This is a genomic window from Kitasatospora sp. NPDC048722 (assembly GCF_040650235.1).
In the GTDB taxonomy this organism is placed as follows: Bacteria; Actinomycetota; Actinomycetes; order Streptomycetales; family Streptomycetaceae; genus Kitasatospora.
In genome coordinates, this window is record NZ_JBEZGX010000004.1 from 143,798 (window position 1) to 156,744 (window position 12,947).

Sequence of the window (12,947 nt, forward strand, 5' to 3'; positions counted from 1 at the left end):
TTCTCGGGTCCGGCGCGGACCGAGAAGTCACCGAAATCCCTGGGGCTGCGCCTTGCAGGGACACCGGTGCCTCTGGTCGACTCGGCGAGGTTCCCCCCATCGCAGTCGCAGTTCGCAGTTCGTCGCAGTTCACAGGACAGGACGTCGCAGGACCGGATACGGAAGGGCAGGGCCTGGCGCGCTCATGAACGACGACCTGGTCGCCAACCCGCAGGTGACCCTGGAGGTGTTCCTCTCCGTTCGCAGACGCGGGCGGCCGGTGGAGCGCGTCAGGTTGACTGCCCCCGCCGAACTGGCCCTGCTGCCCGCGCTGTTGGCCGGGCAGCAGGCGACGCCGCAGGAGAAGCGCCAGGCGGCGGTGCGCCTGGGCCTGCTGTTGCCGCCGGACGAGGCCCCGGCCCGACTGGAGGAACTGCGGCTGCGCTGCGATGTCGACGAGGAGCTGCTCGTCCTGCTGCCGCCGCGGGCTGCCGGCCTTCCGGTGCCGGACGCCGCCGAGTTGCGGGTCAACCCCGGTCTCCACGTCCAGTACGGCCCGGAGCTGCCGCAGGCCGTCGCCGCGGACGCACCCGAGGGCCACGCGGTCGTCTCGGGCCCGCGGGACTTCGCCGCCGAACGGCCCGTCGTCTGGGTGCGCGACGCCCGGTCGGGCACCGTGGTGCCCTGGTGGTGCGACGGCACCTGGGGCCCGGACCTGCGGCGGGTCGCCCTGGAGGGCGCGCCCCCCGCAGGGCTCTCCCGGGAGGCGCTGCGGGCCCTGTGGCTGGCGGGCGTGCTCGTGCCCCGCACCCCGCTGGGGCCGCCGGCGGCCCCAGCGGAGGAGAGCGGGGACGGGGTACTGGTCCTGCGCGGGGTGTTCCCTCCGCTGTTCGTGGCGGCGCTGCGGCGGCACTTCCGGCGGATGCGCCGGGAGGGCTGCTTCAGTACGGACCGCCAGCAGGTCCGCGACGGCCTGCGGGACGGCATGTACTGCGACGCCGTCACCCTGTTCGTGCAGCGGCAGCTCGCGCGGGCCGTCAGCGCGTGGGCCGACGAGCCGGTGCGGCCCTCGTACACCTGGGCGGTCACCTACCGGCCCGGGGCCGCCCTCGCGCCCCACCGGGACCGCCCGCAGTGCCGGTGGAACGTCTCGCTGTGCGTGGACGACGACCCGGCCGGCGCGGAGCCGTGGCCGTTCCGCATCCGGACCGCCGACCGCCTGCACGAGGTCGCGCTCGGCACGGGCGACGCGGTCGTCTACAGCGGCACCGACGACGAGCACTGGCGCGACCCACTGCCCGCCGGCCGTCACGTCACGATGTGCCTGCTGCACTACGTCGCCCCGGACTTCACCGGTCCACTGAACTGACCCCCGACCGCAGAACAGGAAGCCGACGTGCGCCAGGTAGCACCGGAAAGTCTCACGTCTCTCGGCCCCTCGTCGTTCGAGCACGGCACCGTGAGGACGGAGGCGGGGCATGTGAGGGACTTCGCCGAAACGTGGGAGTGGCTCGCGCCCTTGCTGCCCCGGGTTCCCATCACGCGGGTGTACGACCTGGCGCCCATCGACTTCATCGGCGTTCCGGTGTGGTCGGCCGTCACACCCTTGGCCAAGGACCTGGCCGTGAGCATGGGCAAGGGCGCCACGGCCCTCGCGGCGAAACTGAGCGCCGTCATGGAGGCGATTGAGCGGGTATCGGCCGAGGCTCTGCCGCCCGACCGGGTCGTCAGCGGGTCCTATCAGGATCTGGCCGCCTCCGGAGCGGTGGACCCGACGGCGTTCAACCTCCCGTCCGACACGTCGTACCGGCCCGATGCGGTGTTCTCGTGGACGGGAGCGTACGACCTGATGGGGAAGGACCACAGGCTGGTGCCGACCGACCTCGTGCTGAATCCGGCGAGCGAGGGAGTCACCGCCCGGATCGAGACGAACGGGCTGGCGTCGGGGAACTCCTATGCGGAATCCGTGCTCCACGCGCTGTACGAACTCATCGAGCGGGACGCCGTGTCCGAGGAGGACTTCTACACCGCCCATCACGACCCGGGGTTCTCTCCGCCCCGCCCGCTGAGGACCGTGGATCCGGCGACCGTGCCACCGGGAACCGCGCGGGACTTCATCGAGAAGCTGGGCGATCAGCGGCTGGTCGTGCGCATTCAGGAGATACCGAGCGCCATCGGTGTGCCGGTGTTCGGCGTGGTTCTCATCGACGACGATTTCTTCGGCTCCGCGGGCGAGTCGGTGACCTTCGGCGGGTACGGCGCCGACCTCGACCCCCAGCGCGCACTGGTCCGTGCCATCACTGAAGCCTGCCAAGCGCACAGCGGTGTCGCCGGCGGCGCTCGTGACGTGTTCGAGAGCATCCACTCGAAGCGGAGGCCCGCCGAGCAGAAGAGGCGGTCGGAGCTCTACTACGGCTCTCCGACCCTGGCGTTCCCCCAGGAGAGGAGCGGCTGCGACGACGTCCTGCAGGGCATCGAGGAGGTCGTCGGCAGGCTGCGCGCCGCGGGAACGGAGCACTGCCTGGTGACGGAAGTGACGCGCCCGGATCTCGGCGTACCCGTCGTCCGCGTTCTCGTGCCGGGTCTTGCCTGCTCCTACGGTGAGACCTCGCGAACCCCGACTCTCCGCATGCTTGGATCGGTGGTCTGAGTGATGAAAACGACTGTTTTCACCGGTCCTTCCCTGGCACCCGGCCAGGCCAGGGAGCTCCTGCCCGCCGCCGAGGTCCTGCCGCCCGCGAAGCGCGGAGACGTGTACCGGGCCAGGGAAGGAGGCAGCACCCGCATCCTCGTCATCGACGGCACCTTCGCGCACGAACTCCCCGTCTCGACGCGTGAGGTCGTGGACGTCGCCCAGGACGGTGCGCAGATCTTCGGCGCGTCCAGCATGGGGGCCATCCGGGCGGCGGAATGCTGGCCGGCGGGCGTGCGGGGCGTGGGTGCGGTCTACCGGATGTACCGGATGGGGCTGCTGGATTCGGACGACCCGGTGGCGGTCGCGACCGATCCCGACCGGGACTACTCGGCGGTCAGCGTCGCCCTGATCAACATCCGCGCGGCCGTTCGGAGGCTGCGCGGACTCCGCCTGATCACGTCGTCCCAGCAGGACGCGCTGATCCACGCCGCGACGGCGTTGTACTACCCCGACAGAACGTGGCGAATGATCCTCAAGAAAGCAGGAGTGGGAGATCCGGACGGGGCGATACGAGAAGCCTGTGCGGCCGTCGACATCAAGCGGGCCGATGCGCTGAGCGCTGTTCGCCTGCTGGCTGTTACGCCTGACCATGGCGAATTCGACGGCGTGGCCCGGACGCTCGACCGGGGGCCGCGGTACTTCTCTCACGATCCGCTGCTCGGCTACGACCGGCCACGGCTCGACACCGAGCTGCCCTGTTTCCTGGCCGGTAGCGGGCGGTATCGGAAGTACCTGCGGTGGCTGGTGGCCGACGAGCCGGAATTCGACGGCATCGCCGCGAAGGACTGCCCGAGGTCGCCGCGGAACCCGCTGGCCGAGAAAGCCCTCGCCCGCGTCTTTCAGGACCGGCGGGAGATTCCCCGTCTCCTCATGGCGAAGGTCGCCTCATTCGGGCAGTTCGAGACCGAGGTGATGCTGTGGCACGCGGTCCTTCGGCTGGAGGCTCACAAGCTCGGCCACGGCGCCGAGGTGACCCCTGATCACGAACAGCAGGTCCGGGGGAGTGTCGCGCGACTCCATGGGTACCAGACGTGGGAGTCGCTCGCAGCGGACCTGCGGGACGGGAACCTCCCCAGTGGCATCCCCTTCGCGTGGGTCGAAGAAGCCTGTGTCCGTCTGATCCACGCGAGGGCGTGACCCGCACCGGCGGGATCCCGGGCCGGGCTCCCGCCGTCATTCCTCGCAGTCGGGGCCGGAGTCGGCGCCGGGGTCAGAACCGGGGGCAGGGTCGGCCGCGGCGATGGCGGTGAGGCGGCCGCGTGCGCCGGGGGTCTGGAGTCCGGCGGCGGTGCGCTGCGCCTGCGCGACCAGCTCCCGCGGCGAGAGGCGTTCCCACAGCAGGCGAAGCAGTTCGGCCATGGTCTCCTCGGTCCGCGGCCGGGTGGCGAACCCGGGCGGCATCGAGCGGCGGAAGGCGACATCCTGCTCGAAGACCCTGCGGATCCCGTCCTGGATGGCGGTGGACCACAGCACCGGCTCGACGGCGATGGTGAGGTGCAGGGAGGTGACGTCCTCGGTGGCCGCCGCGTGGATGGTGCCGCGCGGCAGGTAGAGCAGATCGCCGGCCCGCAGGAGGAGGTGCCGGTCGTACCGGGCGGCCCCCGGGCTGCTCTCCCGGAACATCCGGCCTTCGAAGGGCAGCGGGGTGCGCACGCCGTAGAGGCGCCAGCGTTTGGTGCCGTGGATCTGCGCGACCAGGACGTCGTGCCCGTCGTGGTGCGGGACGAAGCCCTGGGCGTTGCCGCCGGGCGTGAGGTAGGCGTTGGCCCAGACCTTGGCGCCGGCCCACTGGCCGAGGGCCCGGGTGAGCGGCTGCAGGGGCTCCCAGCGGGAGTCGACGTGCTGCACCTGGAGGGTGGCGCCCGCCTCGAAGGCGTCGTAGACGGTGCCCAGGCGGGTACCCGGCTCGACGGGATCCTTGCGTCCGGCGTGGACCACCCGGAGCTGGTGGAAGTCGGGGCCGGACAGCGCGAGCAGCCTGTCGAAGTCGTCGAGAGTGAGCAGCTCCCGGTAGTGGCCGGGCCGTTCGCGCGCCACGTGCAGGGGCTGCTGCTCGCGGAAGTCGCGTTCGAATTCCTCGACGGTGACCGGCGCGAGCAGCCGTGCCAGGTCGAATTCCGGCAGGGGCATGGCTACTTACTCCTTCTCCTCGGCGTTCAGGGCGCGGTCGGTGAACGGTTGGAGGTCCACCTTGCGCCGGTGCTCCGGGAACCGCTCGCCGTGGTGGTTCTCGCCGCGCAGGTAGTGGCGCTGGAACTGCTGTTGGTGCGCCCGGGTGCCCGGGATGAGGCGTTCCTCGCTGAACCGGTCCCGGCTGGCGCTGAAGGCGCGGTAGCCCGCTTCCTCGGGCGATCCGGCCAGCGGAGTGGTCTCGGGCCGGAAACGGGTGAGCTCGTCGCGCCGTTGCGGCACCAAGGCGCACACCGGCTCCCCGGCGCGGAACTCGATCGGGTGGTGCGGCCGGGTGACCTGCCAGTTCATGGTGAAGAACGCGCTGGTCCAGTCGGTCTCGATGAGTCCCGACAGGGCCGTGATCCCGTCCTTGGGCAGATTCGCCGGGCCGCGCACGAGCAGGTTCCAGCCCGGCGGGGTGCGGAAGAGGTAGGGCAGGTGGAAGGTGAGCACGCCGTGCCCGAAGTTGCTGAACGCCGCCCGTCGGGCGCTCTCGTCGGCGTAGCGCACCCGCAGGGCGGGGGCGTGCCGGTTGCCCTCCCATTCGACGGTGAACGTGCTGTTGTTGAGGATCCACCACTCCGACTGGTTGGCCATCATCAGCGGCAGGCAGCGGCGGGCGAAGCCCTCGTCGGTCGCCGCGATCCACTCGCGGTGGACGGGGGCGGGCACCAGGGGCAGGTCGGGGCCGCCGTCGACGGTGTAGGCGGTCAGCGGCAGGGGACCGGCCCCGCCGTCGGCGGGTGCGGTGGAGCGGGGAGCCCGGCCGGGGGTGCGCGGTGGCGTCGTCATCGTTCCTGTCCCATGGCGGTTTCGGGTCCGCCGGGGGTGGCGGCCCGGTGGCCCCAGTCGGCGGAGTTGACGGGTTCCCAGCCGTCCGCGTCCGGCACGCCCGAGGGGGCCGGGGCGTCGTGGGGGCGGGTTCCGAGCAGGAACTCGCCGAGGACGACCTCGCGCGTGCCGTCCAGCCCGAGGGCCGCGGTGACGGTGTCCGGATCAGCGACGCCACGCAGCGCGCAGGGTGCCAGTCCCATGGCGGTGGCCACCAGGTACATCGTCTGGTGCAGGACGCCGAGATGCTGGAGGGTCAGGGCGTAGGCGATCGCACCGTAGTTCCACGACAGGCGCTGGACGCGTGAGGTGACGGTGATCAACAGGTCGGGGGTGGCCCGGTGCCACGTGCTGATGCGACGGGTCATCACCTCGCCGACCCGCTCGCAGCGTTCGACCGGGACGAGCGCGTGATCGAGCGGATCGTAGTGGTAGGTACCGGCGGGCAGTCCGTCGCAGCGGCTGACGGTGACGTACAACTCGAGTTCGTGGATGCCGTCGGTGCCGGGGTAGGGCCGGGAGGTGCGTTCGAACAGCGGGCGGGTGTCCCACGCGTAGTACGGTCCGGGGCGATCGCCGAGGCGGCTGCGGACGCGGGCCGTGCGGTAGAGGAACTCGCCCAGCGCACGGGTGGTGACGGACTCGTCCCCGTAGTGCTTCCAGGAACGGCGGGACTCCAGCACGACGGTCAGCGGGGGGTCGTCGCGCAGCAGGTCGGCCAGCCGGGGCCGGGGCAGCGGGACGCGGGCGGCACCGGGCGGGTGCGGGCGCACCGCGGGCTGGGGCGGCAGGACGTTGAGGAAGCGCGGCAGGGTGTCGCGCGACGGGGTGCTGCGGGCGGCGAAGAGCAGGTCGTGGAAGTCCCACTGGCGCAGTGCCGGGTCGTCGTCCTCGCCGCCGCGGCCCGGGGTCTCGGCGAGGTCGAGACCGATGAGCAGTCCGGTGAGCCGGGCCATGACCCCAGTGGTCAGACCGGGGTCGCCGGGCCCGGCAACCGACAGCAGGTCCTCGGCGGTGCGGGGTTCGGCCAACTGCAGGACCGCGGCGCGGGCAATGTCGTCGGTGAGCCGCAGGCGAGCCGGTGAACGGGGGGATTCCAGGACGATGGCGCCGCCGTCGGCGCGCAGCAGGGCGAACCGGGAGAGCCGGATCGGGGTGTCGGCCGCCACCGGGGGCGGCAGGGTCAGCGACAGCGCCCGCAGGGGTTCGACGCGCAGCAGGGTGCGGCCGCCGGAAGCGCGCAGGTCGCGCACCAGCAGGTGGCTGAGGCGTTCGAGTACCCGCATGAGGGCGGCGTGGTGGGCCGCCCGGCCCGGCGCCGGTGGCGCCGCCGCCGGGTCGCCCGGCAGCGGCAGGGGGTCGCGGGCGAGGCCGCGCAGGACGTCGCGGAGCTCGGGCGGCAGGCCGCGCAGCACGTAGGACCGCGGTGCGCGGTGAACGACGAGCCGGTCGTCGTCGAGGTGGAGGCGCACGTCGGCGGCGAAGGAGACCTGCTGGTCCCCGCCGCCGGCGCCCGGCTCGTTCTGCACTGCTCGGTCCCTTCGTCGTGCGGCCCCGGGGCTCCCACTCGGCATCGTGCGGAGGTCCGCCGGGCGGGGTCAAGGACCGGGGGAACTGTCTTCGGTCCGCTCCTCGGTGGCTCTGGTCTCCGGGGAGGTCAGGTGGCACCGGGCAGGACGTGCCGCAGCTGGTGACGGCTCTCGATCCCCAACTTGCGGTAGGTGTTGGTCAGGTGGATCTCGACGGTCCGCAGCTGTACGAACAGGGACTTGGAGATCTCCCGGTTCGTGTGGCCGGTGGCCGCGAGCGTGGCGACCTTGCGTTCGGTGGCGGTCAGGCTGTCGACGCCCTTCCGGCGCGAGCGGGGCATGCGGCCCCCGGCCGCGGTGAGTTCGGCGGCGGCGTGCTCCAGCACGCCGGTGGTGCCGATGTCCTGGGCGAGTTGGACGGCCTCGCGCAGTGCGGTGCGGGCGGCGCCGGTGCGTCCGGTCCGGTGCAGCAGCGCGCCCTGGTCGGTGAGGGCCCGGGCCAGGTCGTGCGGCGCTCCGTGGGCCCGAAGCAGTTCCACCGCCTCGGCCATGACGTCCGGCGCCGCACCGCCAGCCGTCCAGGCCGCGACGGACAGCGCGAGGCCGAGGACCCCGGGGGCGTGCCGGGTGCGCGCCCACTGTGCTTGTCCGAGGGCGAGTTCGCGGGCCTGCCCGTCCCGGCCGACCGACAGGAGAGCGCGGGCAGCCGAGGAGCGCCAGGGCAGCGGCGCATCGGCGATGCCGAACTCCCGCATGCGCCGGCCGCATTCCAGGAGGTCCCGGGCACCGTCCTCGGTGTAGCCGAGCGCGGCCTTCAGCTCGCCGCGCGCGAAGAGGTGGGTGGCGCCGGCGAGTCCGCCGGGCAGGGCCTCCGGGACGCCGGCGCGTTCGAGTTCCGTGGCGGCCTCCTCGTGACGTCCGGTCAGCGTCAGCAGGTGGACCAGGCGGGCCCGGACCAGGGTGGCGAGCGGTCCCGAGGGGGCGGCGGCGCAGGCGTGCAGCGTCGCGGCGGCGGCGTGGGCGTCCTCCAGGGCGGCGGCCGGTCCCTTGGTCGCCAGGAGCAGCAGGGAGCGCAGGGACCGGGTGAGAGCCTCCAGGGGCTGGTGCCGCCCTCGGCGGGTGCGGATGAGCGCGGCCTCCAGCAGCGTGCCGGCCGACTCCGGCTGCCCAGTGTGGATCATCACGTCGGCCGCCCACAGGTGGGCCATGACGTGGGCGGGGGTGACGGGGAAATCGGACCGCGCGGCCTGCTGCGCGTCCGCGGACGCGGTGGCGTTCCCCGCCTGCCGGTGCAGCCTCGTCAGGGCGGCCAGCGCCTGGGCGAACGCGCCGCCGCTGCCCGTGCTCCCGCCGACCGTCGGGGACCCGGGCAGCGGCGGGAGCGGTCCCCGCACCCCGCAGTGGGACAGCCGCAGGGCGAGGGCCGGGTCGGCGTCGCGCTGGTGTGGGCCGACGAGGACGAGGGCGATCCGTTCGGCCTGGTCGGGCGGTGCGCCCAGCAGCACCAGGTCGAGCAGGCCGGGGGTCCGGCACACGGTGCGGCCGGCGTCGGGTGAGAGCCGGATCGCCTCGTCGAGGCTGGCGGCGGCCTCGGCCAGGTCGGTGCGGGTGGCGGCCTCGGCCAGTTCCAGCAGGAGCGCGGAACGGGGCTCGGGGGCGAGCGGCTCGGCCAGACCACGACGCAGATAGCAGCACGCGGTGCCGGGGTCCCCGGCGGCCAGGCGGTCGGCGGCACCGGCCCGCAGGGCGTCCAGGACCCAGGGTTCTCCGCTGGGCAGGGCGTGCACGAGGTGCCGGGCGACGGCGTCGGGCGCGGCGCCGCTCTGGTGCAGGAGGCGGGCGGTCCTGCCGTGCAGCGCCTCGGCCTCGCTGGGGGCCAGGGCCGCTCTGACGGCCGTGGTCAGCATCGGGTGGCGCATGGTCACACCGGACGGGCCGGCGGCCAGCACACCGAGGCGCACCAGCCGCTCGACCACCTGGGTGACGACCGGCCGACCGAGTCCGGTCAGCTCGGCGATCCGGGCCGGCGTGGCGGGGGACGCGAGGACGACGACGGCGCGGACGACGTCCGGCGCGTAGGGGGACAGCCGGCGCAGTCGGCCGCCCACGGACCGGGCCACGGAGTCGACCACGATGTCGGGCAGAGCGGTGGCGGCCCGGGCGTCGCAGCCGTGCCCGAGCTGTGCCAGGCGGGCGGCCAGTGCGGTGACCAGGTGGGGGTTGCCGCGGGTGGCGGCCAGGCACGCGTCGGTGAATTCCTCGTCGGGGCCGGCCCCGAGGTGGTGTTCGAGGACCGCGGCCACCGAGGGCCGTCCGAGCTCGCGCAGCGACACCTCCCGTGTCTGGGTGAGCGTCAGCTCGGCCAACAGGTCGGTGCCGTGCGCCTCGGCGCCGGGGCAGTAGCTGAGGACGACGGTCACGGGAACGTCCCTGCAGCGTTCGGCCAGGCCCACCAGCCACCGCAGGGAATCCTCGTCGGCCCAGTGCACGTCGTCGACGGCCACCAGCAGCGGTCCTGCGGCCTCCGGCATGGCCAACCGGCCGAGGACGTCGTACAGACCGCGCAGCGCGGCGGTGCGGAGGGCGTCCTCAGCGGGCAGGCCGACCAGCATCGCCGCGGCCTGCCGCGCGATCGGGAGCCAGCGGCGCTGGTCGCCCGCCTGGCAGGCGGACCGCGTGAGCCGGCGCAGGAGTTCCAGTGGCGCGTCGCGGTCGGCGTAGCTGCACCGGGCGTGCAGGGCGGTGAACCCGCGCTGCCGGGCCGCCGCGGCGGCGTCGTCGAGCAGGGCCGTGCGTCCGGTGCCGGCCGGCCCCGTGATCAGGAGGGATCCGCCGGTGCCGCGGGCGCCCTGCACGAGGGCCCGGTCGAGGGCGGCCCGAGCGTGGTCGTATTCGCGCAGGTGCGGAACGGTGGGAGCAGTGGGCGCCGCGGCCGGTGGGTCACATGCGGCGCGGGAGGCCAGGGAACCGAGGGGCAACACCGCAACTTCCTCCCCAGGAGTGTCTTCGTGCCCGTGCCGCTCGCGTCCGCCCGGCGCGGGCCTGTTCGTTCGCCCTGCCGGGCTGCCGTCTTCCGATGCCCTCCTTGCACAGAGGAATACGTGACAGGAGATGGGGCGCGTTCACCTGGACGGTCGAGAGACAGCTGTGGCATTCCTCACAGACGCAGGGCGGTGCCACCGGAGATGTCCGGTACGGCGCCGTCTCTCCGGCCGAGGTGTACCGCTTCATACCGGCGGCCAGGTGCGTGTTCAGGTTGTCCCACACCAGGACGACCGGGCCGCCGAGCTGGATGTGCGCGCGGACTCCTCGCCCTGGCCATGACTGTCCCCGCGCGGGGCGAGGAAGCCGACGACTGGCGTACCCGCAACCTAGCGAGGAGTAGGCCCATTGATTCCGGTTCTTGGGCAGGTCTGCAAGCCCGCCCTGCGCGGCTCCCGAGGCCGAGGGTGGCTGGAGTGCCGCTGGTGCAGGATGGCCCGCCCGAACCATGCGGCTCGTCCGGTCCCGTCCCAGAAGGCCGGGCCCGACGGCACTCGCCCCTCAACTGCCGCGGCCTCTGGCCAGAGCGGCGATCCCGTAGTATGCCGTCATCATGACGGCCCGTCGACCGCATCCGAGCGGCCTGTCCGACGCCCGCTGAGCCCTCGTGGAACCCGCCGTCACCGCATGGCGACAGGCCCGCACCGAACGCGCCCTCGCATTCGGCCGGCCACCCGAGCACGAGGTGCGGGACCTGCTGGACGCGATCCTCTGTGTCGACCGCACCGGCATCCCCTGGCGCTACCTCCCGCGCGACTGCCCGCCACACCAAACCGTCTACGCCTGCTTCGCCCGCCGGCAGAAGGAAGGGGTGTTCGAGCAGCTCAACGGCCTGCTGCGACGTCTCGTCCGCACCGCCGAGGGCCGCGACCCGGCCCCGACGGCCTGCATCCTCGACTCCCGGAGCGTGAAGACGTCCACCAACGTCCCCACTGCGACCAAGGGCGTCGACGTCGGGAAGAAGATCGTCGGCAGGAAGCGGAACATCGTCACCGACACCATCGGCCTCCTGCTCGCGGTCCTCGTCACCGCTGCGAGCGCGCACGACGGCACCGCCGGCCGGCACCTGCTGACCACCGTCGCGGCCGAGCACCCCACCATCCGCGAGGTCTGGACCGACATGGCTACGAGAACGCCGTGATCGAACACGGCGCCACCCTCGGCATCGACGTCGAGATCGCCCTACGCAACCCCGCAACCAGGGGATTCGCGGTCCAGCCCCGCCACTGGATCGTCGAGCGCACCCTGGGCTGGCTGATGAACCACCGCCGCCTCGCCCGAGACCACGAAGCCCTCCCGGCCCGATCCGAAGCCGTGATCCACGTCGCGATGATCAGTCTCGTGACCCGCCGCCTCACCGGCGAATCCACCCCGACCTGGCGCGGAACCTGACCTCGGCAGTCAGGAACGAAACACCCACTTGATGGACCTCGTGGCCCGCCGGTTCACCGGCAGACCAGCCCGAGCCAGCGCGGAACCTGCCCCGGGATCGGACGGAAGCCACAGGGCGAAACACACGTCAGATCCCGGTGGTGGCTTCAGCTCTGCCCTCCTTCACGGCAACCTGCAGGGCAGCGAAGTCGTCCTCGTTCTGGTCGGCGTAGGCTTCCGCGAAGTCCGCGATTGCTTGGTCGAACCGGTCGGAGCCGCCGAGGTAGGCAGCCAGCGCGACCCGGTCGCCGGAGCGGGCGTGCGCTCGGGCCAGGGTCCAACCGCACAGCCGGCCGTACACCGTCATACCCGATGGGAGCATCGCCTCGATCGGTGCGGAGAACTTCCAGTCTCGCAACTGGCGCACGTAGAAGTCGCGGTCCACCCCGCCCTCGCCGGTGACGCGGGTCCAGCCGAGGAAGATGTCGCTCTGGGCCTGCATGAGGTGCTGCCCGGCCACGACTCGCTCGCCCTGGTTGTCGTACTGGCTGCGCCCGGCATAGTCCACCAGCACGGAGGGCTGGGCCTCCTTGGCTTGCAGGAACAGCGGTTCGACGCCGTCCCCGGAGTCCATCAGCGCGATCCAGGCGCGGGTGCCGACGCTGCCAACCCCGACGACCTTGCGGGCCATCTGGACGAGCGTGAACTGATCGAGCAGGTGTCGCCGGTCGGACTGCAGGGTGCGCCGGTATTTGCCCAGCACGGTGCGGATCAGCTCGTTGATCGCGTCGGCCTGCACATCGCTGAAAAGCTCTTCGACGGGGACGATCGCCGGGGGGTCGCTGACGATCTGCCGCCGACCGTCGACCATGGTGGTGAGCTTGCCCAGCGCCTGTGTGCTGTCGCGGGTATGGGCCTTGGCCAGCAGTTCCTCGGCCGCCTTGAACCTCTTCGCCTTCAACTTGGACCTGAACTGCCCGATGGCCTCCTCGATGTCGAGGTGCGCGTACCAGACGTCCAGGAAGGGCTGCTTCGCGAAGCTGCGCATCGCCTGGCGGTAGCCCTTGGCTGCCGCCAGGACGATCTTGCGGCGGGCCTTGTCGGAGAACTCGTTGTCGCGCCCCGCCACCGCCAGGCTCGCGGCCAGCCGCTTGACGTCCCACATTGCCTTCATGACGGTGGCGAATCTGCTCGCTGCCGCCCACCTGATGGCCGACATCCTGGCGACCCGCAGAGCAGGAGCGCAGCACACCGCGATGCCATCGGTCACCTCCGCCTGCCGGCTCCAACAGCTCAATCGCAGCCGGGAGCAGGTCGGCGAAGCGGCC

8 protein-coding genes and 1 pseudogene are annotated in these 12,947 nt (G+C 72.5%); 4 read left to right on the plus strand and 5 right to left on the minus strand.

From position 1 onward, the window contains the following. Positions 1 to 184 precede the first annotated feature (184 nt). Genes AB0C76_RS05340 through AB0C76_RS05350 form a run of 3 tightly spaced genes read left to right on the plus strand, consistent with a single transcriptional unit; the run spans position 185 to position 3,811 of the window. On the plus strand, positions 185 to 1,348 hold the full coding sequence (locus AB0C76_RS05340; protein ID WP_359960005.1) for a hypothetical protein: 1,164 nt from the start codon (positions 185 to 187) through the stop codon (positions 1,346 to 1,348). 27 nt (positions 1,349 to 1,375) lie between these two features. Then, the gene (locus AB0C76_RS05345; RefSeq protein WP_359960008.1) at positions 1,376 to 2,629 is read left to right on the plus strand and encodes a YcaO-like family protein; all 1,254 of its coding nucleotides are present in this window, start codon (positions 1,376 to 1,378) and stop codon (positions 2,627 to 2,629) included. Positions 2,630 to 2,632: 3 nt separating this feature from the next. Next, positions 2,633 to 3,811 (plus strand): TfuA-like protein, encoded by a 1,179-nt coding sequence (locus AB0C76_RS05350; protein WP_359960010.1) that lies wholly within the window; start codon positions 2,633 to 2,635, stop codon positions 3,809 to 3,811. Positions 3,812 to 3,847: 36 nt separating this feature from the next. Here the strand turns inward: AB0C76_RS05350 and AB0C76_RS05355 are convergent, their stop codons facing one another. The 4 genes from AB0C76_RS05355 to AB0C76_RS05370 form a co-directional block, all read right to left on the minus strand. Beyond that, positions 3,848 to 4,804 (minus strand): cupin domain-containing protein, encoded by a 957-nt coding sequence (locus tag AB0C76_RS05355; protein ID WP_359960013.1) that lies wholly within the window; start codon positions 4,802 to 4,804, stop codon positions 3,848 to 3,850. 6 nt (positions 4,805 to 4,810) lie between these two features. Next, positions 4,811 to 5,638: a DUF6065 family protein gene (locus AB0C76_RS05360; RefSeq protein ID WP_359960016.1), complete on the minus strand. Its 828-nt coding sequence runs from the start codon at positions 5,636 to 5,638 to the stop codon at positions 4,811 to 4,813. Beyond that, on the minus strand, positions 5,635 to 7,206 hold the full coding sequence (locus AB0C76_RS05365; protein ID WP_359960019.1) for a SagB family peptide dehydrogenase: 1,572 nt from the start codon (positions 7,204 to 7,206) through the stop codon (positions 5,635 to 5,637). The genes AB0C76_RS05360 and AB0C76_RS05365 overlap by 4 nt, the downstream gene beginning before the upstream one ends. A 128-nt stretch (positions 7,207 to 7,334) precedes the next feature. Further along, the gene (locus AB0C76_RS05370; protein ID WP_359960022.1) at positions 7,335 to 10,187 is read right to left on the minus strand and encodes an AAA family ATPase; all 2,853 of its coding nucleotides are present in this window, start codon (positions 10,185 to 10,187) and stop codon (positions 7,335 to 7,337) included. A gap of 668 nt (positions 10,188 to 10,855) precedes the next feature. Here AB0C76_RS05370 and AB0C76_RS05375 point away from each other — a divergent pair. After that, positions 10,856 to 11,640 (plus strand): annotated as a pseudogene (locus tag AB0C76_RS05375) (IS5 family transposase). A 127-nt stretch (positions 11,641 to 11,767) separates the two neighbouring features. Here the strand turns inward: AB0C76_RS05375 and AB0C76_RS05380 are convergent. After that, positions 11,768 to 12,889 carry a DUF2252 domain-containing protein gene (locus AB0C76_RS05380; protein ID WP_359960025.1) on the minus strand — a complete coding sequence of 374 codons (1,122 nt, stop codon included), beginning with the start codon at positions 12,887 to 12,889 and terminating at the stop codon, positions 11,768 to 11,770. Positions 12,890 to 12,947 lie beyond the last annotated feature (58 nt).

Coding starts and splice junctions, on each gene's coding strand:
- AB0C76_RS05340 (WP_359960005.1), top strand. CDS start 185: ATGAACGACGACCTGGTCGCCAACCCGCAGGTGACCCTGGAGGTGTTC.
- AB0C76_RS05350 (WP_359960010.1), top strand. CDS start 2,633: ATGAAAACGACTGTTTTCACCGGTCCTTCCCTGGCACCCGGCCAGGCC.
- AB0C76_RS05355 (WP_359960013.1), bottom strand. CDS start 4,804: ATGCCCCTGCCGGAATTCGACCTGGCACGGCTGCTCGCGCCGGTCACC.
- AB0C76_RS05360 (WP_359960016.1), bottom strand. CDS start 5,638: ATGACGACGCCACCGCGCACCCCCGGCCGGGCTCCCCGCTCCACCGCA.